The following is a 24839-nucleotide window of genomic DNA, read 5'->3' on the forward strand; positions in this document are numbered from 1 at the left end:
CCGGCTCCAGCGGCGGCCACAGCATCACGAACAGCAGCACGCTGACGTTCCCGAGCCTCGACTTCGGCCTGCAGCCGTTCCACAGCACCGACGCCGGCATGGGCGTCTCGTTCAACCTGTCCTACTCGTCGTCGAACACCGACTCGATCTCGGCGGGCAAGGTCGGGCTGTACGTCGTGGTACCGCGCTACGTCGGCTACACCGGCGCGTACGCGATGAAGTTCCGGCATCGGGTCACGGTCAGTGTCCGCGGCAGCGCCCAGACGGGGACGACCGGCCCGATCGACGGGGACGCGCTGGTCCGGGTGCCGGAGCCGATGGCGTACGAGCACGGTCTGCCGGTGGACACGGAGGCGCTGAAGGGTGCGCAGACGGGTGGCACCCGGCCGTACGCCGAGGGCGACATCCGCCGCCTCGGCAAGCGCGAGGTGCCGGCGGACCCGGCCGATCACCCGGCGCCGCCGCCGTGGCTGAAGGACGCCAAGGGCGTCGGGACGGGTCTGCCCTTCTGGTCCGAGGGCACCATCCAGCGGGTGCAGAACGCGATCAAGACGGTGGCGCGCGCACACGGGTTCCTGCCCGCCCGGGCCGACCATCCGTTCGCGGACTACTCCCGGTTCGGGCACGGGAACAAGCTCGACAGTCTGGCCGATATCCGGCGGCAGATCGAGAAGTTCGCCTCGGACCGGGGCTTGAGCTCGCACTTCGACCAGATTCACCAGGACGGGATGGTCTTCACGCTGAAGAAGCGGCGTGGCGGCCTGGGGGTCGACTGGGACGTCGACTCCATGAAGATCACGGTCACGGCGCGCGGGAACGGCAGCGCCCCGCGCTACCTCGGCAGCGCGGAGGACTACCGGATCGTCAATCTGGTGATGGGCATGAGCAGCGCCGGCATGTCCGTCTCCCACTCGCGCAAGCTCGCCCTGGGTGTCAAGGTGCGGGGTCTGTATCAGGTGCTCAAGAGCGCCGTCATGGGGCTGGAGTACCAGCGGAGTGCCGGGGCGAGCGACGCGCTGAGCGTGCTGACGAACCTGCCGCAGCTGATGGAGTTCGACGGGCCCACGCACGAGTTCGAGGTGTCGCGGGACCTGGAGATCAAGTTCGAGCTCCAGCACTCGGGTAGGCAGGGCCGGGTTCTCGCGGGCCGGCGCAACCCGCCGCCGATCACGCTGCCGGGGGAGACCGCCCGGGTGTTCGTGCTGCCCGTCTCCGAGGAGGGCGGTCCCACGTCGAGCGGTCCCACGTCGGCGCGGGTGCTGGAGCAGGGCGTCGTGACCTTCCTCGACACCACCGGCGTCCGTCAGGCGGTCCAGGGACTCGGCCACCTGACCGACCCGGCGGGAACGGCGTCCTCGCTGCGGGACACGTTCGCCGGCACGGAGTCGATGCGGTCGTACTTCAAGGAGATCCTGGGCGGTGAGTACACCACCGAGAACGCCTTCGAGTCGCGTCTGACCCGTGACCGGCTCGGTGCGATCGACATCCGCGGCCACCTGGGACCCACCAGCTTCGCGGGCGCCAGCGCGCACAAGGCGGTCACCGGCATCATCAAGCTCCAGCTGATGGAGGGCCGTGCCACCGGCTCGAGCTCCCACGGGTGGACCTGGGATCAGCTCGACGTCGCGCTCGGCGGGGACGCGGGGGCCGCCCACCTGACCGGGGAGACGGACCTCAACCGGCACTGGCAGTTCAACCGGTCGCGCACCAGCGGCCGCACGGGCGGCAAGGAGCTCCTGCAGCTCGATTTCAACCGGGTGTACTTCTTCCGCAGCACGGTGTCCTTCGACGTGCGCAGCCGCCTGGAGAAGCACGCCAAGTTCCTGCCCAGCGGTCGAGCGCACCACAGCGAGACCGTGGGCCCCAACCTGGTGGAGTTCGCGCTGCCCGAGCCGGAGGCGCTGGCGCAGTACGCCGACGGTCACCTGCCGATCTCCGACCGCCAGCTGCGGGACGCGATGCTCCGCTGGCACATCGGCAGGCTCAAGCTCAGCGGGGATCTCGCGGCGAAGATCCTGATGCGCTGGCACAGTGAGGTGCCCACCCTCCCGAAGGACGCGCGGGTCAAGCGCGACAAGCTCATCCGCACGCTCGTCCGGCTGCACGAGATGGGTGCGGCCCCGATCCTGGACGAGAAGGTCCGGGATCGGTTCAACACCTCCTTCGGGCGGTCGCTCGGGGCACCGCACGACCCGTTCGGCGTGCCCGACATGCCCGCGGACGTCGTCGCGTACGCCGAGGGCCGGGAGCCGCTGACCGACCGGCGGCTGGGCGAGGTGATGCGGGACTGGCTCGACGGGAACCTGCGGCTCAGCGGCGACGTGGTCGCGGGCCTCCTGATGCGCTGGCACGCCGAGGTCCCCGAACCGCCCGCCGGGCTGCCGATCAACCGGGCGCCGCTCGTCGGCATCCTGGCCGAGCTGCACACGGTCGGCGCGGTGCCGATCATGAATTTGGGAATCCGCGACTCGTTCAACGCGACGTTCCGCCAGAAGCTGGCGCATCCGCGCCTTCCGTTCGACCGGATGACGCTGCCGGAGTACCTGACCCGGACGGACCCGGGCGGGTTCTTCCTCGGTCACCACGGCGTCAACCGCTGGACGCACGACGACGGCCGGACGACGGAGCAGATCGTCCGGCAGCAGATCGACCGGGTGGCGCCGGGCCTGCTGGGCGCCGACCCGTCGCTCTGGGACGGCAAGGGCCGCCGGATCGGCCGCCTGCAGGGCGGTGTGGACCTGCTCCAGTCGATCCTGGCCGAAGGACGCGACCAGATGCTCTGGGAGGAGCTGCCCTCCCAGAACGGCTTCACCTTCTACCTCGTGAACCCCGTCGGCCCGGTGCTGACGGACGTCGTCAGGGTCAGGCTGAGGGCCGAGCGCATCGCCATGCCGGAGGTGTACGACTACCGGTGGAACACCGGCCTCGCGGTCTACTCGCACGGTTACATCGGCACCGCCCAGTCGAAATCCAGGGACGGGTCGCAGGCCCTGGTCCTGCCCAAGTTCAGCGCCGGCGGCACCAACGCCAGCGGGTCGGCCGACATCAAGACGGGCGAAGGGCACCACCGCGGCACGACCCGGGCGGAGAACGCGGTCAGCGAGATGACCGACTACGACTGGGCGAACCACTACGGCGTACGGGTCCGGCAGCGGCTGATCGTGGAGGTCGACCGGCTCGACATGGCCGGCCGCCCCCTGGACAACCTGCTCCTCGGCGCCCTGGACAAGTGGACGCACCACAGCGCGACCTCCCGGACCACCGCGGACGGAACGCTGGACATCCAGCTCCCGCACGCCCTCGCCGAGGCGGGCACGCTGAACGGCCCGCAGCAGCTGCGCGACCTCCTCCCGCTGCCCAAGCTCAACCGCAACCTGGCCGTCGTCGGCATGACGGCGGACGGTCTGCTGCCCGCCGCGCGGAAGCTGCTGGACCAGCTGCTGGGGCCGCGCTGGTATGAGAAGGCGCTCGGCGCCCAGGCCGGCGACCCCGGCGTACGGTCCTTCCAGTCGCTGCCGTTCCTGCTGTCGCGGTCGCACCTGGTCAACCACGTGCTCGAGGCCACCGGCGGCGGCACGTACCGGCTGCCCCCGGACCTGTTCCGGGCCGGCGACTCCGACCTGCGCGCGCAGATGTCGCTGCGGGGGGAGCTGTTCGACGCGCAGATCGTCATGCGGATGGTGGACGGCAGCGGCGTCGGCCGCTACATCAAGCACCAGAGCGGGACGACCGCGAACAACAGCAGCGACCTGACGCGCGCCACCGGCGACTACGGCCTCGGCGGCACCGACACGATCAACCCGCAGCCCCCTGCGCCGCCCGGCACCCAGGTGCCGCCGCACCGCCCGGACGACTCGTGGGCGCTGAACCACGGCGGCAGCCGCGTCACGTCCGCCAACCAGAACAGCGCCGGCACCGAGAACTACCGGCGCGAGCAGGACGTCAAGGAGTACGGCTCAAAGCTGCTGGTCCGCCTGCGCGGGCAGTTCTGGCTGGAGGCGCAGAAGATGCGCCACCACCTCCTCACGCCCGACAAGCCGAAGGCCGTCGGCGCGCCGGTTCGCAGCGACCCGGTCACCGGCGACGTCTACGTGGAGATGTTCGAGGCGCAGTACCAGGAGCTGCTCGCGGAACTCGCCGCCAACGTGCAGCAGGCCCGGCAGGCGCTGCGCGACCGCGTCGACCCGCAGGCCTGGGCCGGCCTGAGCACCGCGCCCCGCTTCGACCTGGCCCCGCTGCTCGCCGACGCGGCCGTGTACCGCCCGGACCCCACCCACCCGCAGCCGGGACCGCGGCCGAAGTACGCCGCCTCCCAGGCCCACCAGGCCCTGGTGAACCACATCCGGGAGCAGGGCGGCGCTCGCGGCCCGCTCGTGCTCACCCACGGCGCGAACACACGGATCCTGCAGTACCGGGCGATCCTCGACTGGGCCGCGCGGACGATCCGCGCCGACCTGGCCGCCGCCCGCGCGGCGGACCCGTACCTGCCGTCGCCGGCCGACCCCGGCGTCTACGACGCGCGACGCGCCCGGCCGGACGCCCGGCTGTTCGACGGCCTGACCGGCTCCCTCGACGACGAGATCACCGCGATCATCAACGAGGTCAACCGGGTCCACGTGCTCCGCCCGGACAATCCCCTCGGCGGCCCCGCCGAGCTGCCGCCGGAGGCGGCGCTGCTCGCGCTCGACCCGGTGTACCTCGCGCGTGACGTCGCGCGCGAGCTGAGCACGCACGTCCGGCTGGACGTCACGCAGCCGGACGGCACGGTGCGCAGCCACTGGGCCGACCCGAGCGGCCGGCTGTACGCCTTCGACCCCACCACGTTCGACGACCTGACACTGACCGCCGACCAGGCGTCGAACGCCGGGCTGTGGAGCGAGGAGACCCGGCAGGTCGCCGCCGACCATGGGCTCGACCCGATCGATCTCGCCCGGCTGTACCGCAGCTCCTGGGCGCAGCAGCGGACCTTCGAGCAGGCCGTGCTGGCCGAGGCCGGCGAGCGCCTCGACCGGATGGGGGCGGCGCACGAGGCGCTGCCCGGCCTGTTCGGCCGGACCGTCCAGGCCGCCGCCTCATGGCGGGGCATCGTCGCCCGGATCGAGGCGGAGCACGCCGCGGCCGCCGCGGAGACGACCCGGGCCCAGCGAGAGCTCGACGACCTCCGGCGCGCCCTCGACGACCTGTACACGCGGCGGACGCGGCTCATCCTGGACCTGTCCCCGGACCGGACCGCGCTGAACGACCTGCGGAACCGGATCGTGGACCTGGAGGCCCGGCAGACCGAGCAGCAGGAGCTGCTGGAGCTGCACGAGGAGTCGACGGCCTACCTGACGTCGCTCCTGGCAGACGCGCGTCACGGGCTGCAGGAGACAGAGGAGGTCCTCGCCGACCTTCGGGTCAGCGGGCGGGACACCGGGACCGGTGACGCGGCGCGCTGGACGGCGGACGAGGTACAGGAGGCCGTGGACCGCCTCACCGCGTCGGAGTCCGCCCTGGACCGGCGGCGGGTGAACCTGGCGTACCGGGAGAGGCCGGCGCCGTCGATCGAGCAGGCGGTCCAGGGACTGCGCGACACGCTGTCGGCGGCCGGGGACGGCGCGGTCGCCCTGGCCGTCGTCACCCGCGCGGACGGCACCGCCGAACGGTTCACCGTGGTCGCCGACGAGGGCGAGATCCGGTGGTTCGAGGCCGTGTCCGGGCTGCCGGTGCAACCCCCGGAGAACGCCGGGCGCCTGTACTCCCTGGACCTCGGCCGGGACGGCCTGCTGCTCGCCCCGCCCGCCGGGCTGGACGGGACGCGGCCCCCGGTCAGGTCCTTCACCTCGGTACGCGACCTCGCGCTCGCCTCCGTCGTGGACCACCTCGGCGCCGACCTGGCCGGGCAGGTCGCGCGGCGCACAGAGGCCCGGTCACGGCCCACGCTCGACCAGGCCCTCCTCGCGTTCGAGAACCGGCTCGTCGACCGGAGCGCGCGCATCGCCGAGCTCACGGACACGCCCCGGCCGCCCATCGTGAGCCTGGACACCGCGCGGCGCGGTGACGTACCGGACGACGCGCACGTCTACCGGAACGAGCAGGGCCACCACGGGGTCGGGCCGGCCGACGCGGAGGTCCCGGGCTGGACGCGGATGGGCCCGCTCGCGGGCTTCTTGCCGATCTTCTGGCTCACCAACGGCGCGCCGGACCGGGCCCTGACCGTTCAGGACGTCGCGCGCTCCGGGCTGGGCGCGGTGGTGCGGTTCCAGTCGGGGTTCGGCGTCCGGACCCTGGAGCACGACGTCCTGCGGGCGCTCGAGGAACGTCCCGACCGGGTGGCCGAGGAGGTCGACCGGCTCCCGGACGATCTGCCGCCCGGGACGTGGATCTGGTTCATCGGCCCGGCCCGTATGGGGGCGGTGGCGGTGGTCGAGAACGCGGCGGGCGAGACCAGGTACCGCGTCCTGCTGGCCGGCTCGGAAGCCCCACGCGAGGCGCGTTCCCGTGTCGGCCTGGCGCCGCTCGACGACGGCCGGCACACGCTCATCGTCTCCCGGCCTCGCACCGACGGCGACGCCCGGCCTCCGGCGCCGTACCGGAGTCTGCGGCAGCGGACCGAGGTGTCGGACTACCACGTCATCGAGGTCAACGCGGTCCTCCGGACCCTCGGTTACCGGGGCGGCCCGGTGGACCGTGCCCGGGTCGAGGAGGCGCTGCGCGATCCCGAGCTGCCGCCCGGTCCCACGGACCCGAGGGGCCTGGCGAACGACCTCGCGCACTGGATCGCCTTCGACGGGGACCTGGCGAAGATGCCCCGGCTGCGCGGCGGCTCGGACGCCGCGGGAGGCATCCCTGGAATGACCGGCGACCACGGCTACGCCGCGCCGTGGATTCCGGAGGACGCTTCGGCGCACGCGCAAGCCGTTCGGCGAGTGTCGGCCTTCCCCCAGGCCGAGCCGCAGGATGGGGAAACGTCGTGGCTCGACCAGTTCGACGAGCAGGCGCTGTGGACGGACGTTCTGCACGAGCTCACGGAGCTTCGTGCGCAGATCGATGCGGAGGACGCGGCCGAGCTGCGGCGGCAGCTACCTGAGCTGCACCAGCAGCTGAACCCTCGGGGCAAGCTCACGCTGCGGCAGACCGGCGAGACCATCGCGCAGATCTACTGGGCCGGACAGCTGGCCGGTGGAGAGACGCTGGAGGAGATCCTCCGCATCGGCAGGCCCATCCGGCTGCGAGGTGGGATGTCCGGCAACGCGGCGGCGCCCGGTGGCCTGGGATCGTTCGGCGACGTCGGAGGGTACGGGATACCGGCCGGCTTCGCCTCGGTGTCCGAGGGGCCGGTCGGCGGGGCCGGTAGCAGTAATTCCGGGCAGCCCCCCGTCCCCGTGGACGCGGGCCGGGAAACGCTGCTGAGCTGGACCGACGAGTCCGGTGAGCCCCGGTTCGCCGGACGCCGGCTGGGCCAGGGCGGAGGCACGGGGATTCCCGGCTTCGGGAGGGGGGCTCGTGCGGCGTGGGCGCTCGCACACCGGGACACGCTCACCGCCTCTCCTGAGACCTCGCCGGCGGCCCGGCCGAGAGACCCACTCGCCGCTCGTGGATACCGGCTGGGCACGGGGCAGGTCGTCGTTTCGGCACGTGCGGATGAGCCGTCCGAAGAAACCCCACGCCCGGCGGCGGGGGGCCGACGGGGGTACGGGGCCGGCAACGCGATGACGTTCGCCGACCTGTACGGGCCGGAGCAGGCTGCGAGGCCCGGCGCGTTCTCCTCGCCCGGCCGCAGACTCGGCGGTGACGACGACGATGATGCCCTTACGGGCCTGGCCAGGATCTTCACCGACCCGCTGATCACCCGGTCGCCCCAGGCGCCGCGGGGCCCGTTCGCGGGCTCCGGTCACGTGCTGGGCGCGGGTGACGGCAGGGGCGCGGGCATTCCGGGCCTGGACAACGGCATTCGCGCCGAGTCCCAGCGGTTGCGGGCGGAACGCGGGCCGTCGACGGTCCGGCCCCGCGTGCTTCCTTCCAGGCCTCGGATCGTCACCCTCGGAGAGGTCACCGACACACGGACCGAGGAGGGCGGCCGCGGGCCGTCGGGCAGGGGCGGCACCGACGGACTGCTGGAGACCCGTTCCGGCGACGGCACCGTCACGATGCTCCAGCAGCCGGCACGGCCGGCGTCCCCGCTGGAGACGGAGCCGGACGCCTCCGTGACCGAGCGGCCGCCCGCGCCACAGCGCACCACGGAGGAGCCGTCGGCCCCGGCGGCCCTCCCGGAGACCGGGCGGACGACGGAAGATCCCGCGACGGCCACGGTCACCACGACCGGGCAGGTCACGGACGAACCCGGATCGGCGGTCACCGTCCCGGCGACCGAGCAGACGAGGAACGAGCCCGAGACGCCGGTCATCGTTCCGGCGGCCGAAGAGACCGCGCACGGGCGAACGACCACCGCTCCCGCCCCGGCTCCGGACGTGAGCCGGGAGACCGCGACCACCCCGGTATCCCCCGAGTCCGTCACTCCGTCCACGCCGACGACCGCGCTCGGCCGGGCCCGCGAGGTCCTGGCGGGGCTGACCGAGGAGCGGCGCGCCGAGGTCATGGAACAGGCCGCCCTGTTCGTCGGCGATCTCAGCGGCCGGGTGCCCTCCCTCCGGGACCCCGGCGGCCGGGTGGTGTGGGCGGACTGGGCCGGGTTGCGCGTCGCGGCCGAGATCGCCCGTTCGGGCCCGGAGGCAGGTGAGGACCTCGCCCGGAACCTGGTCGCCGCGCAGCGTGCGCGCACCCGGCAGGCGCTGGTCGACGGGGAGATCGTGCCCTCGACCCCGCTCGGCCGCGCACGGCAGGTCCTGGCCGGGCTGCCGGAGCAGCGCCGCGCCGAGGTGATGAGCCAGGCCGCGACATTCGTGGGCGATCTGAGCGGCCGGGTCCCGTCGGTGGAGGACCCCGGCGGGGAGGTGTCGCGGGTCGATCAGGCGGGGCTGCTGGTGGCGGCCGAGATCGCCCGTTCGGGCGCGGACGCCGGCGAGGCGCTCGCGCGGGACCTGATGCACGACCTCGACGAGCCGCTCGTGCCGCGGGTCCTCATCGACGAGGCACGGGAGAACGCCGCCCGGACCACGGTCGGCATGCTGCGCAACAACCCCGACGCCGACTACGCGCAGATCCGCCAGGAGGCGCGGGACATCGTCCGGGCGCTCACCGGGCTCGCCCCGAACGACGAGCGGATCGATGCGCCGGGACTCCAGCGCGTCCTCCTGGTGACGGAGTCGGAGATCGCCTGGGCCGGTCACCGGGCCGCCGCCGGCCTGGCGGCCGACATCCTCGGCCGGCCGCGCCTCCCGGAGTCCCGCCTCCTCGACGAGAACACGGACGCCGCCCGGTTCGATCCGAGCCGGGCCCACGCGACGCTCGGCCTGCTGTCCGACGTCCGGCAGGAGCAGCTCCGGCGGGAGACCGACGCCATCGTACGGTCGGTGCTCGGCGGGTCGTCCCTGGAACGGGCACCGCGGGCCTGGCGGGAGCTGATCGCCGCCGAGATCGCCCGTTCCGGTCACACCGCCGGCGAGGACCTCGCGCGCGACCTCGTCCTGCGCGAGCAGGCGGCCGCCACGATGTTCGCGAACACCCGGTGGGGTCAGGCCGGTGGCCGGATCGTGGCGCTGTGGCTGCCCGGCCGAGGCGAGCCCGCCGTGCCGCAGGACGCCGAGACGCTCGCGCTCCTGAGCGAGGTCGTCCCCGAGGGGATGGTCCTCGTCATCGGCGACGCGCAGGACGGCCTGGTTCCGGTCCGCGAGCGGGGGACCCAGGCGTACGCGATGGCCAGGACCATCGAGAAACTGGCGCCCGGCCTGCATCCGCTGCTGGCGATGACCAACGGCGCGAGCGTCGCCGAGCCCGTGGCACGGGTGATGAACGCGCCGGTGGTCGCCACCCCGTACGACGCGGTGTTCGACCGGCGGACCGGTGACCTGGTCTCGCGTACCTCCGGGGCCGACGCGACGGAGGAACCCGGCCAGGACGCGTGGTTCCGGATGTTCATGCCGGGGGACCGGGAGGGCCTGCCGGTCACCCCGGGCCTGCTCACGCCGGGGGAGCGCGCGACGGTGCCCCCCGCTGAGCGGGATCCCCTGCCGTTCCATCCGAGTAACACGGAGACCGAGCCGGAGACGCCGCCCACGCCTCCGGGCGCGCCCGTGACGCCGCCGGAGCCGTCGGCGGCGCCGGAGCTGACACCGGTCGACGTGCATCCGGCGATCGCCCGGCTCGGTATCCCGCGCGAGGACCTGCCGCAGATCATGACGGTCGTCGCCCGCATCCGGCAGGAGCTGGACCGGATCGGAGCGCACTACACGCAGGAGGACGTCGACCTCCTCCCGCAGCGGCTGCTGGCCAACTACCCGCACGTGGCCGGTGGCCTGCAGGTGCCGATGGGCGACGCCGAGGTGCTGGTCCGGCTGGAGGCGACCGACCCGCAGAAGGTGGAGAACCCGGGCGGTTCGACGCGGACGGTGTCGGATCTGCCGCCGGTCGAGGGTGAGCATTCGGCCGGCGGCACGGTGAACTCGGTGTTCGCGACCGGCGCGCACACCCAGAGCGTCTCCGGGCAGACCGGTGCGACGCGCGGGGCGATCTCGCTGTCCTTCGGCATCGGCGCGACGCCCTTCGCCCTCCAGGTCGTCAGGATCGGCGCGTCGCTGTCCGGGACCGCGAACCAGTCGAACCGGTCGCTGACCCACATCGCCGACGCCGAGGGCGGTCACGTCGAGGTCGCCGGCGGCGGACACACGCTGCTCGCCTACACCGGGCACTGGTCGTTCCAGGTCCGCAAGGGGTCCGGCGGGGACTGGGACACCCTTCCCGTGCACCGGATCGACGACCCGACCGACGAGAAACTGCTTCTCTGGTTCCCCGATAACTACCTCGGGACCGCCCCGGCCCAGGTCACCGCGGTCGGTGACGGCGTCAAGGCGGGGAGGCTGCCGGCGTTCTTCTTCGCGGCCGGTCTGTCGAACCTGCCCAAGGTCTTCGACGCGACGGTCACGCAGCTGCGGCGGCGCGGACTGGAGATCTCGGTGGGCAGCCAGCTCCACAAGGAGCTGCTCCAGAAGCTGTGGCAGGTGAACATGCACCTGGACGCGGCCGTCAACAACGCCGACACCGGGTATCAGTTCGACCTGCACAACGAGTACGGGCGCCCAGTGGCCACGGTGTCGGACCGGATCGAGATCCTGGACGGCACGGAGCGGGTCGGCACCACCAGCAAGGACTCCAACGTCGAGAACGTCCGGACCCTCATCGCCGGCTCCAGCGGCGGCCACAGCATCAGCAACACCAGCACCCTGACACTGCCCAGCGTCGACTTCGGCCTGCAGCCGTTCCACAACCACGACGCCGGCATGGGCGTGTCGTTCAACCTGTCGTACACGTCGTCGAACACCGACTCCATCTCGGCGGGCAAGGTCGGGCTGTACGTCGTGGTGCCGCGCTACGTCGGTTACACCGGCGCGTACGCGATGAAGTTCCGGCACCGGGTCACGGTCAGCGTCCGCGGCAGCGCCCAGAGCGCGACCACTCCCGCGATCGACAGCGAGGCGGTCCTCCGGATTCCGGAGCCGATGGCGTACGAGCACGGCCTGCCGGTGGACGCGGAGGCCCTGAAGGGCGCGCAGACCGGCGGCACCCGGCCGTACGCCGAGGGCGACATCCGCCGGCTCGGCAGGCAGGAGATGCCGGCGGACCCGGCAAAGCATCCGGCGCCGCCGCCGGCGCTCGCGCAGGGCAAGGGGCTCGGCACGGGCCTGCCCTTCTGGTCCGACGACACGATCCGGCGGGTGCAGGACGCGGTCAAGACGACGGCGCGGCAGTACGGGTTCCTGCCCGCCCGGGACGACCATCCGTTCGCGGACTACTCCCGGTTCGGGCACGGGAACAAGCTCGACAGTCTGGCCGACATCCGGCGGCAGATCGAGAAGTTCGCCTCCGACCGGGGCTTGAGCTCGCACTTCGACCAGATCCATCAGGACGGCATGGTCTTCACGCTGAAGAAGCGGCGTGGCGGCCTGGGAGTCGACTGGGACATCGACTCCATGAGGATCACCATCACCGCCCGGGCGAACGGCACCGCGCCGCGCTACCTCGGCGCCGCGGAGGACTACCGGATCGTCAATCTGGTGATGGGCATGAGCAGCGCCGGCATGTCCGTCTCCCACTCGCGCAAGCTCGCCCTGGGTGTCAAGGTGCGCGGCCTCTACCAGGTGCTCAAGAGCGCCGTCATGGGGCTGGAGTACCAGCGGAGTGCCGGGGCGAGCGACGCGCTGAGCGTTCTGACGAACCTGCCGCAGCTGATGGAGTTCGACGGGCCCACGCACGAGTTCGAGGTGTCGCGGGACCTGGAGATCAAGTTCGAGCTCCAGCACTCGGGTCGGCAGGGCCGGGTTCTCGCGGGCCGGCGCAACCCGCCGCCCGTACTGCTCCTCGGCGAGACCGCCCGCGTCTTCACGCTGCCGATCACCGAGAAGGAAGGTCCCACCTCGAGCCGCCCGACACCGGCGAGCGCGCTCGAGCAGGGCGTCGTCACGTTCCTCGACACCACCGGTGTCCGTGGCGCGGTGCAGGCGCTCGGCCACCTGACCGACCCGGCCGGGACGGCGTCCTCACTGCGGGATACCTTCGCCGGCACGGACTCCATGCGGTCGTACTTCAAGGAGATCCTCGGCGGTCAGTACACCACCGAGAACGCCTTCGAGTCGCGTCTGACCCGTGACCGGCTCGGTGCGATCGACATCCGCGGCCACCTGGGCCACAGCACCTTCGCGGGCGCCAGCGCGCACAAGGCGGTCACCGGCATCATCAAGCTCCAGCTGATGGAGGGCCGTGCCACCGACACGAGCTCTCACGGCTGGACCTGGGATCAGCTCGACGTCGCGCTCGGCGGGGACGCCGGGCCCGCGCACCTGACCGGGGAGAGCGATCTCAACCGGCACTGGCAGTTCAACCGGTCGCGCACCAGCGGCCGCACGGGCGGCAAGGAGCTCCTGCAGCTCGATTTCAACCGGGTGTACTTCTTCCGCAGCACGGTGTCCTTCGATGTACGGAGCCGGCTGGAGAAGCACGCCAAGCTGCTGCCGAGCAGCAGTGCGCAGCACACCCAGACGGTCGGACCCCGCATGGTGGAGTTCGCGCTGCCCGAGCCGGAGGCCCTGGCGCAGTACGCCGACGGTCACCTGCCGATCTCCGACGGCCAACTCCGGGACGCCATGCTCCGCTGGCACATCGGGAGGCTGAAGCTCAGCGGGGACCTCGCGGCGAAGATCCTGATGCGCTGGACCAGCGAACGGCCGGTCCTCCCGAAGGACGCCCCGAGGGTCCAGCGCAGCAAACTCATCCGCACGCTCATCCGCCTGCACGAGATGGGCGCGGCCCCGATTCTGGACGAGAAGGTCCGGGATCGGTTCAACACCGCCTTCGGACGGACGCTCGGCGCCCCCCACGACCCGTTCGCCGTGCCCGATATGCCGGACGACGTCGTCGCGTACGCCGAGGACCGAGCGCCGCTGTCCGACCGGCGGCTGGGCGAGGTGATGCGGAGCTGGCTCGACGGCGACCTGCGGCTCAGCGGTGATGTGGTCGCGCGGCTGCTGATGCGCTGGCACGCCGAGGTCCCCGAACCGCCCACCGGGCTGCCGGTGCGCCGGGCGCCGCTCGTGGGCGTCCTGGCCGAGCTGCACACGGTCGGCGCGGTGCCGATCATGGACCTGGCGATTCGCGACCGGTTCAACGCGACCTTCCGCCAGAAGCTGTCGCACCCGCGCCTGCCCTTCGACCAGATGACGCTGCCGGAGTACCTCACCAGGACCGACCCGGGCGGCTCCTTCCTCGGCCACCACGGCGTCCACCGCTGGACGCACGACGACGGCCGTACGACGGAACAGATCGTCCGGCAGCAGATCGAGTCGGCCGCTCCGGGTCTGCTGGGGACCGACCCGCTCCTCTGGGACGGCAAGGGCCGCCGGATCGGCCGTATGCAGGGCGGCACGGACCTGCTCCAGTCGATCCTGGCCGAAGGCCGCGACCAGATGCTCTGGGAGGAACTCCCCTCTCGGAACGGCTTCACCTTCTACCTGGCCAACCCCGTCGGCCCACTGCTGACCGACGTCCTCAGGGTTCGGTTGCGGGCCGAGCGCATCGGCGTGCCGGAGGTGTACGACTACCGGTGGAACACGGGCCTCGCGAATTACTGGCACAACTACACCGGCACCGCCCAGTCGAAATCCCGGGACGGGTCGCAGGCCCTCGTCCTGCCGAAGTTCACGGCCGGCGGCACCAACGCCAGCGGCCCGGTCGACATCAAGACGGGCGAAGGGCACCACCGCGGCACGACCCGGGCGGAGAACGCGGTCAGCGAGATGACCGGCTACGACTGGGCGAACCACTACGCCGTGCGGATCCCCATGCGGCTGATCGTGGAGGTCGACCGGCTCGACATGGCCGGCCGTCCCCTGAACAACCTGCTCATCAGCCGGTTCGACACGTGGACGAACCATGGCGCGACCTCCCGGACGACCGTCGACGGACTACTGGACCTGCAGATCCCGCACGCCCTCGCGGAGGCGGGAGCACTGCACGGCCCGGAGCAGATGCGGAACCTCCTCCCGCTGCCCAAGCTGAACCGCAACCTGGCCGTCGTCGGCGTGACGGCGGACGGCCTGCTGCCCGCCGCCCAGGCCCTGCTGGACGAACTGCTGGGGCCGCGCTGGTATGAGAAGGCGCTCGGGGCCGAGGCCGGCGACCCCGGCGTACGGTCCTTCCAGTCGCTGCCGTTCCTGCTGTCGCGGTCGCATCTGATCAACCACCTGCTCGAGGCCATCGGCACCGACGGGTACCGGCTGCCTCCCGACCTGTTCCGGGCCGGCGACTCCGACCTCCGCGCGCAGGTGACGCTGCGGGCGGAGCTGTTCGACGCGCAGGTCGTCATGCGGATGGTGGACGGCAGCGGCGTCGGCCGCTACATCAAGCACCAGAGCGGGACGACCGCGAACAGCAGCAGCGACCAGATGCGCGGCACCGCCGAGTACGCCATCAACGGCACCGACACGATCAACCCGCAGCCCCCCGCGCCGCCCGGCACCGAGGCGCCGCCGCACCGCCCGGACCACTCCTGGGCGGTGAATCACGGGGACAGCCGGGTCACGTCGGCGAACCAGAACAGTGCGGGTACCGAGAACTACCGGCGCGAGCAGGATGTGAAGGAGTACGGCTCGACGCTGCTGGTCCGCCTGCGCGGGCAGTTCTGGCTGGAGGCGCAGAAGACGCGCCACCACCTCCTCCGCCCCAACAAGGCCAAGCCCGTCGGCGCGCCGGTCCGCAGCGACCCGGTCACCGGCGACGTCTATGTGGAGATGTTCGAGGCGCAGTACGAGGAGCTGCTCGCGGAGCTGGCCGCCAACGTGCAGCAGGCCCGGCAGGCGCTGCGCGACCGGGTGGACCCGACGGCCTGGGCCGCGCTGGGTACCGCCCCGCGTTTCGACCTGGCCCCGCTGCTGGCCGACGCGGCCGTGTACCGCCCGGACCCCACCCACCCCCAGCCCGGTCCACGGCCGAAATATGACGCCTCCAGGGCGCACCACGCTCTGGTGGAGCACATTCGGGAGCAGGGCGGCGCTCGTGGCCCGGTCGTGCTCACCCACGGCGCGAACACGCGGGTGCTGCAGTACCGGGCGATCCTGGACTGGGCCGCGCGGACGATCCGCGACGACCTGGCGGCGGCGCGCGCAACGGACCCGTCCGTTCCGGCGCCGTCCGCCCTCACGGCCTACGACGCGCGACGCGCCCGATCGGACGCCCGGCTGTTCGACGGCCTGACCGGCTCCCTCGACGACGAGATCACCGCGATCATCAACGAGGTCAACCGGGTCCACGCGCTCCGCCCGGACAACCCTCTCGGCGCGCCGGCCGCCCTGCCGCCGGAGGCGGCGCTGCTCGCCCTCGACCCGGTCCACCTGGCCCGTGACGTCGCCCGGGAGCTGAGCACGCACGTCCGGCTGGACGTCACACAGCCGGACGGCACGGTGCGCAGCCACTGGGCCGATCCCAGTGGCCGGATCCACGCCTTCGACCCGGCCACCTTCGACGACCTCACGGTGACCCCTGACGACGCGTCACGTGCTGGACTGTGGAACGAGGAGACCCGGCAGGTCGCCGCCGACCACGGGCTCGGCCCGATCATCCTCGGTGAGCTGTACCGCACCTCCTGGGACCACCAGCGGACCTTCGAGCAGGCGGTGCTGACCGAGATCGCCGAGCGCCTCGACCGGATGGGCGCGGCGCACGAGGCGCTGCCCGGCCTGCTCGGCCGGGCCGCGCACGCCGCCGCCGCGTGGCGGGAGATCGTCGCCCGGATCGAGGCCGAGCACGCCGCGGCGGCCGCCGAGACGACTCGGGCCCGGCGGGAGCTCGACGACCTCGAGCGGGCCCTGGACGACCTGCACACGCAGCGGACACGGCTCATCCTGGACCTGTCCCCGGACCGGACCGCAGTGGACGGCCTGGAACGGCGAATCCTGGACCTGGAGACCGCGCAGACCGAGCAGCGGGCGCGGCTCGAGCGCTACGAGGAGTCGACGGCCTACCTGACGCCGCGCCTGGATGACGTGCGTCGCGCGATCCAGGAGACGGAGAGCCTCCTCGCCGACCTGCGCGCCACCGGGGACACCGGAACCGGCGAGGCGGCGCCGTGGACGGCGGCCGATGTCCAGGAGGCCGTGGATCTCCTCACGGCGTCGGAGTCGGCCCTGGATGAGCGGCGGGTGGATCTGGCGTATCGGCGGCGGGAGGCCCCGTCGATCGAGCAGGCGGTCCAGGGGCTGCACGACACGCTGACGGCGGCCGGGGACGGCGCGGTCTCTCTCGCCGTCGTGACCCACGCGGACGGTACGGCCGAACGGTTCACCGTGGTCGCCGATCAGGGCACGGTCCGGTGGTTCGAGGCCGTGTCCGGTCTCCCGGTGCGGCCCCCGAGCGGTGGGCGGTTGTCCTCCCTGGACCTCGGCCCCGACGGCCTGCTGCTCGCCCCGCCCGCCGGGCTGGACGGGACACGGCCGCAGACCAGGTCCTTCGCCCAGGTGCGCGAGCTCGCGCTGGCCTCCGTCGTGGACCACCTCGGCCCCGACCTGGCCGGGCAGGTCGCGCGGCGGACGGAGGTTCAGTCGCGGCCGACGCTCGACCAGGCACTCCTCGCGTTCGAGAACCGGCTCGTCGACCGGAGCGCGAGCATCGCCGAGCTCACGGACACGCTCCGGCCGCCCATCGTGAGCCTGGACACCGCGCGGCGCGGCGACGTGCCGGACGATGCGCACGTCTTCGAGGACGAGCGGGGCCGGCACGGGATCGGGCCGTCGGACGCGGAGGTGGAGGGCTGGACGCCGGTGGGTCCGCTGGCGGACTTCACCGAGATCTTCTGGCTCACCCACGGCTCGCCGGACCGGCCCGTGACCGTCCAGGACATCGCCCGCACCGGGCTGGGCGCCGCGGTCCGGTTCCTCACGGAGGCCCGCGACCAGATCACGGAAGAGGAGGTCCTGCGGGCGATCGAGGAGAGCCCCGACCGGGTGGCCGAGGAGGTCGACCGGCTCCCGGACGACCTGCCGCCCGAGACGTGGGTCTGGTTCACCGGCCCGTCCCGCACCGGTGCCGTGTCGGTGGTCAGGAATTCGGCCGGCGAGGTCAGGTATCGCGTCCTGCTGGCCGGGGCGGCCGCTCCGCGGGAGGCGCGGTCCCGCGTGGGCCTGGCGCCGCTGGACAACGGCCGGCACACGCTCATCGTCGTCCGGCCCCGCACCGCCGGTGACGCTCAGCCGTCTTCGCCGTACCGGAGCCTGCGGCAGCGGACCGAGGTGTCGGACTACCACGTCATCGAGGTCAACGCCATCCTCCGCACGCTCGGCTACCGGGGCGGCCCGGTGGACCGTGCCCGGCTCCAGACGGTCCTGCGCGATCCGGAGTTGCCGCCCGGCCCGACGGACCCCCGGGGTCTGGCGAACGACCTCGCGCACTGGATCGCCTTCGACGGGGACCTGGCGAAGATGCCCCGGCTGCGCGGCGGTTCGGACGCCGCGGGAGGCATCCCGGGCGTGACCGGGATGTCGGGGGCGTCGAGCAGCAACCCCATGCCGGTGACGGTGGCGCGCGGCCCGGTCGAGGAGCTCTCCGAGGAAGAGGCGGAGGAGGAGTCCCCCTCCGAGTCCTCCGAATCCTCCGAGGACGAGGTCGAGAGCGTGACCGGCGACCACCGGCCGGTCGCGCCGCCCGCCCCCGTCAGGCGTGTCCGGTGGGCCGACCAGCAGGGCGACACCACCGATGAGGAGAGCGGCTCGGAGCCCGAGTCGGAGGAGTCAGAGGACGACGCGCCGGAGCCGCTGTCCCTGGAGGAGCTGCTCGGGCAGACGCAGGTGGGCGTGGTGGACGACCGCCCGGTGGCGCTCTGGCTGCCCGGGGCGCGCGGGGACGTGGCCTTCGACGAGGCGACGGTCGCGCTGCTCGGCGACCTGGCGCCGCCGCAGACGGTGTTCGTTCTGGGACGGGTGGAGAACGGCACGCTGATGGCCGGTGACCGGCCGATCGACCCGGCCACGCTGATGGGGCTGCTGGCCGCCCGCGCCGCGGGGCAACAGCCGTTCCTGCTGATGCCCGGGTCCGGTGAGGCCGCCGGGTCCTTGGCGGACCTGAGCGGCGGGCCGGTGCTGGCCGCGCCGCGCGGCGTGCGCTTCGACCCGGCCGAGGGCACCCTGACCGCCATCGGCAGCGGCAAGGATCCGATCACGGGGCCGGCGTCCTCCGCGCGGGACGGGGGCTACGTCGGGCGGTTCCGGATGCACCTGCCGGGCGAGCCCGCGAGCACGCCGATCCACTCCGTGCTGACCCGCACGGCGGCCGAGGGGCACGGTACGCCGCCCGCCCCGCCGGAGCGGGCGGTGATGCGGCCGGTGATGGTGGATCCGGCGGCCCGGTCCATCGGCGTGCCGCGGGTGGGCCTGCCGTACATGGGGCAGGTGCTGACCGCGGTCCGCCGCGCCCTGACCGCCGCCGGGTTCGCCCCGTCCGAGCGGGACATGGCGGGGCTGGTGCAGCGGCTGGTCGGCAACTTCACCTACACGCTCGGCGACAGCGGTGACGACGCCAACACCAGCGGCCTGATGGTGCCGTTCGGGGACGTCGAGCTGCTGGTGACGTTCGACCCCACGGATCCGTACACCGTCGACAACGTGGCGGGCTCCGCGGTCCGTCCCTCGACCCTGCCCGCGCCCGAGGGTGAGAACGTCGGCTACGAGACGATCAACGCCGCCTACGCGACCGGCGCGCACGTCGAGACCCACGCCGGCCAGACCGGGGCGACGCGGGGGGCGGTGTCGCTGACGTTCGGGATCGGCGCGGCGCCGTACCTCGTGCTGCAGGTCGTCAAGGTCGGCGTCGGGGTGTCGGGCACCGCGAACCAGTCGAACCGCAGCACGAGCCACATCGCCGACGCCGAGGGCGGCCACGTCGAGGACGCCCGGATCGAGTCGAGCCTGGTGGCCTACACGCCGAACATCGCGCTCAAGATCCGGGCCAACCCGAAGGAGGGGATGGCGCAGGACTGGGAGCACATCCGGCCGTTCCGGATCAAGGACCCGGGCACCGAGAAGCTGCTGCTGTGGATGCCCGAGCCGTACCTGAAGGCGCCGTCGGCCGACCTGGTGACCGCGACCGGCGCAGGAGTGAAGTCCACCAAACTGCCGCCGCACTTCTACGCCTCGGGTCTGACGAACCTGCCGAAGCTGTTCGACGAGGTCGTCGGCGTGCTGGCCTCCCAGGGGCTGCGGCTGAAGATCGGCAGTGTGCCCCGCGCGGAGCTGCTGCAGAAGCTGTGGAATCTGAACACCCACCTCGACAAGGCCATCAACGACCGGAAGCGCGGCTATTCGTTCACGCTGCACGACAAGCGCGGGAAGGTGCTGGCGGTCGTACGGCTCCACGGCGACCGGCTCCCCCAGGCGCGCCGGGTCGGCGCCACGAGCAACAAGGTCCACGTCGAGAACGTCCGCACCGGCATCCGCGGCATGAGCAGCGGCCACAGCGTCTCGAACTCGACCAAGTGGACGGTGCCGAGCGTCGAGTTCGACCTGGCGCCGCTGCCGCTGCAGGCCGACGAGTTCGGGCTCGGGCTCAGCGTGGCGGCGCCGTACACGAGCGCGAACTCAGAGTCGCTCTCGGGCGGCCGCGTCGGCCTGAACGTGGTGGTGCCGAGGGCCACGGGCCACACGACCGGCAACGACATGCAACTCGGCCTCTACGCCGCCGCCCACGTCCGCGACGCCAAGACGTCGCCCTCGAGCCGGACGAGGACGCCGGTGGTCCGCAGCCGCGCGCTCATCCGGGCCACCGAGGCGGAGGCGTTCGAGCACGGGCTGCCGGTCGACAAGGAGGCCTTCAAGAAGCCGCCCAAGGACGGGACGGTGCCCTACGACGCGGACGCGCTGCGCGACACCGGGCGGCGGACGGAGGACCCCGAGACCAAGCAGCCGCCGGCGTACCTGCTGAAGCGCAAGGGCATCGGCACCGGCTGGGCGCAGCCCGAGGAGTCGACCGTCGAGGCGCTGTACGACGCGCTCGCGACCCGGCTAAAGGCCCACGGCTTCCTGCCGGAGGACGACGACAATCCGTTCGCCGGGGAGCGCTTCTACACGCACGGCAACAAGGTGCTCAGCAGGCTGGACAACGAGGACCAGCTCCGCAAGTGGATCTCGCTGTGGGGCCTGAGCTCGTACTGGGACGTGGCGCACCAGGACGGGTACACGTTCACCCTGCGCCTGCGCCGCGGCGGCGCGGGCATGGACCTCGATGTCGACTCGGCCAAGGTGACGATCTGGATCACCGAGCGGGTGGAGGAGCCACCGGAGTACCTCCGGTCGACGGACGCCTACACGACGGCGAACCTGCCGATGGCCATGGACACCGCCGGGCAGTCGGCGACCCACACGCGCAAGATCGCGATCGGCGTCAAGTTCAAGACGCTGTTCACGTTCTTGAAGACGGCCCTCATGGGGGTGGAGTACCAGCGCACCGTCGGGGCCACCGACTCGGTGAGCTTCCTCAGCAACCTCCCGCAACTCCTGGAGGTCCCCGGGCTGCTGGACGTGTGGGGAGTGACCTACGACCTGCACGCCGCCATCGAGTTCCAGCACTCCGGGCGGACCGGGAACATCGCCAAGGGGCGGCGCGACGTCACCCTGCCGACGATGCGCGGGCAGAAGGCCACGGCGTACCTGATGCCGTTCACGGAGGCCGAACAGCCCTCGGCGGCGGACCTGTCGCCACGGGAGGTGATGCTCCGCGAGAAGTGGACGCCGGCCGAGGCCCTCGAACAGGCCGTGATCTTCCACCTGGACGCGACCGGCCTGACGCCGACGGCGGCCGCGATGCTGAAGGACTTCGCCGGCCCGGCGGGAGTCGCGGACCGCGAGATGAGCGCGTTCGCGGGCCTCTTCATGGTCAAGGCGCACCTCAAGGAGATCCTGAACGGCGAGTACACCACCGACGGGCCGTTCGACCCGGGGTGGCTCCGCGACGTCTTCGGCGCCCTGGACCTGCGCGGCGACCTCGGCCCGTCCCTGTTCATGGGTTCGACCTCCGATCCGTTCGTGCTCGGCCTCATCTACCTGTTCCTGCTGGAGAACAGGCTCAGCAACAAGGACTCCCACGGTTTCAGCTGGGAGCAGCTGGACCTGGCGTTCGGGGACATCGCGGGAGAGGCGAGCCTCACCGGCGAGTGGGACTTCAGCCGCAGCTGGCAGTGGAACACTTCACGAGGGTTCGGCCGCGGCGCCGCCAAGGAGCTCATCCAGATCAAGGTCGGACGCGCGTTCCTCTACCTGGCGCCCGCGAACTTCACCGTGCGGGCGCGGCAGGAGGCGCACGGCAAGCTCCTGCCCGCGAGTTACCGCCGGCCGACCCCGCGTCAGGTGGGCGGCCGCGACACCATCTTCATCCTGGTCGAGCCGGACGGGCTGGCCCAGTACGCCGACACGGTCCTGCCCGTGTCCGACGCCCAGCTCACCGACTCGCTCACCCGGTGGAGCAAGGGCGAGCTGCGGCTGCCCGGTGACGTCGCCGCCGGCGTGCTGACCCGCTGGAGGACCGACCTGGCCGGCCGGCCGACTCCTCCGAAGGACCGACTGGACTTCGTCGACGCGCGGGCCGCCGAGCTGGCCCAGGTCCACGACCGCGGCGGCGTCCGGGTGACGGACCCGGCCGTACGGCGCGCCTTCACCAGGGCGTTCGGCCTGGCGCTGGCCGAACCCCGGGCCTCCGACCCGTACTTCGCGATGCCCGACGACCTGGTCGCCTACGCGGAGGGCGGCCCGGCGCTGCCCGACGAGCGCCTGGCCGAGGCGCTGAACGACTGGCAGGCGGGCGACCTCGCGCTGAGCGGGGACGTGGCCGTGGGGATCCTGCGGCGCTGGACGGCCGACGGGTCTCGCCCCCCGAGGACGCTGCCGGGGGTGGACGGCGACGAACTGGTCCGGGCGGTGGCCTTCCTGCACACCCAGGGGGCCTCGCCCGTACGGGACGGTGACCTGCGGAAGTGGTTCAAGGAGACCTTCAAGCAGGAGCTGGGGGACCCGCCGATCCCGTTCGAGGAGATCGAGCTGCCGGAGTACCTGGAGCGGGAGGATCCCGGTCTCGGCTTCCACGGCGTCCAGAGCTACCGCTTCGCGAACGGCAAGTCGACCTACCAGATCGTCCGGGAACAGGTCGACAAGGTCGCCCCCGGCCTGCTGACGGCCGGCGCCGCGCTCTGGGACGCCAAGCGCAGGGTCATCGGGCGGATGCAGGGCGGGGTCGACGCCCTGCAGGGGATCCTGGGCAAGGGCCGGGACTACGCCCTGCTGGCCAACCTGCTCGCCAAGGGCCGGGACCAGGCCCTGCCGGGAACCCCACTCGCCGAGGACGGGTACTCCTTCTACCTGGTGAACCCGACCGGCTGGCTGCTGTCGGACATCGTCGAGATCAACCTCGACCTGCGCATCGCGTCGCCGAAGGTGCAGGAGTTCGTGCCGGACACCGCGACCGAGGTGTACAAGCACCAGTACCGCACGGCCGCCAAGTCCAACTCCCGCGACGGGACGCAGTCCTTCACCTTCGCCAAGCTCGGCACCGGGGGGCAGCAGAAGACCACCGGTGGGGACGCCGTCGACGCCAAGGTCTCCGAGGGCCACCACCGCGGGACGACCCGGGCCGACCAAGGCGTCGTCGAGCAGGTGAACTACAAGGGCTCGCACTATCTGCTCGGGCTCGAACACGAGTTGACGGTGACGGTACGGCGGCTGGCCCCCACCGGCCGCCCGCTGGTCCGGATGCTGAACGAGAAGCTCGACCGGTGGACGCACCACAGCGCGAACAGCACCGTCACCGAGTCGGGCACGCTGGTGATCCAGATGCCGCGCAACATCGCCGAGGGCCGCCGTGTGCGGGGCCCGCATCCGCTGCCCGACCTGACGCGGCTTCCGGAACTGCCGGTCAACGTCGACATCACCGAGGTGATGGTCGACGACGCCCTCCCGATCGGCCTGCGCCTGCTCAACAGGATCTTCAAGCCGAGCCGGATCGAGGTGCTGCTGGGCGCGACCGGCGACGACCCCCGTACCCGGAAGAGCCTGTCCCTGCCCGTGCTGCTGTCCCGCCTCCACCTCGTCAACGTCATCCGTGAGGCGTCCGGGGACGAGCCGCTGAAGCTGGTCGAGAACCTGATGGTCCCCGGCCACTCCGAGGAGCGGGCCGAGATGTGGATCCACGGGGAGATGAGCGGGCTCGAGGTCATCGGGCGGATGAAGGAGGGGACCGGCACCGGCCGCTACATCAAGCACCAGAGCGGCACCACCGTCACCGAGAGCACCGACCACTCGCGGGTCGTCGGAGACGCCTCGCTGAGCGTGCACGGCCCGATGGGAGACCACACCCCGGCCCACTCCTGGGAGCTGGGGACCTCGAACGGCCGGGTCACCTCGTTCAACGACGGCATGGCGGGCACCGAGAACTACCGCCGCGAGCAGCACGGCAAGGAACGCGGTCCGCTCATGCTCGTACGGCTGCGCTTCCGCGGGCGCCTGTTCGCCGACCGGGCGGACCACCACCTGTTCCGCAGGCCGACGCCGACGGGGCGGTTCGAGGACGGCCCCATGTTCGGCGACGTCTACGCGGAGATGTACCAGGCCGCGATCGAGGAGCTGCTCGCCCAGCGCGACGAGATACGGATCCGTCTCCAGGCCCGGCCGGACTCGCTGAACTGGCCCTCGATGGGGCAGGCGCCGCGGTTCGACCTCGCCCCGCTCCTGACCGACGCGGCGACGCGGCACACCGACCCGGTCCGGGCGTACCAGACCGTCGCCCGCCACATCCGCCGGGAGGTCGGCGGCGGCCGGCCGGTCGTCCTCACCGTGGACGCGCTGGCCCTGGCCGTACAGACCCACGAGGCGGTGCTGCGCTGGGCGGTGCGGACGATGACCGCCGACCTGGCCGCGGTCCGGCAGGTCGACCCGACCGTCGAGAAACCCGCCGCCCTCGCCCGTTACGAGGAGCAGGTCGAGAGGGCCACCCGGGTCACCGGTTCGGTCGACTCCATCCAGCAGGCCACGACCGACGTCATCAGGACCGTCAACACGCTGCACGCCCAGCGGCCGGACAACCCCCAGGGGCGGCCCGCCGGGCTCCCGCCGGAGGTCGCGGACCTGGGCCTGCACCCCGTCTACGTCGGACGGGACACCGCCTACGCGCTCGCCGCGCACGTCCGCGTGGACATCACCCGCGCCGACGGCTCGGTGCACCAG

General features: G+C 72.4%; 1 protein-coding gene (cut by both window edges). It reads left to right on the forward strand.

The whole window is internal to a protein-glutamine glutaminase family protein gene (locus NE234_RS13250) on the forward strand: the coding sequence, 66426 nt in all, runs 25138 nt past the left edge and 16449 nt past the right edge, and what appears here is coding positions 25139-49977 (codon 8380, partial, through codon 16659, complete); the first codon wholly inside the window starts at position 3. The start codon and the stop codon both lie outside this window.

The sequence above is a fragment of the Actinoallomurus rhizosphaericola genome (genome assembly GCF_024055675.1).
Taxonomy (GTDB): domain Bacteria; phylum Actinomycetota; class Actinomycetes; order Streptosporangiales; family Streptosporangiaceae; genus Actinoallomurus; species Actinoallomurus soli.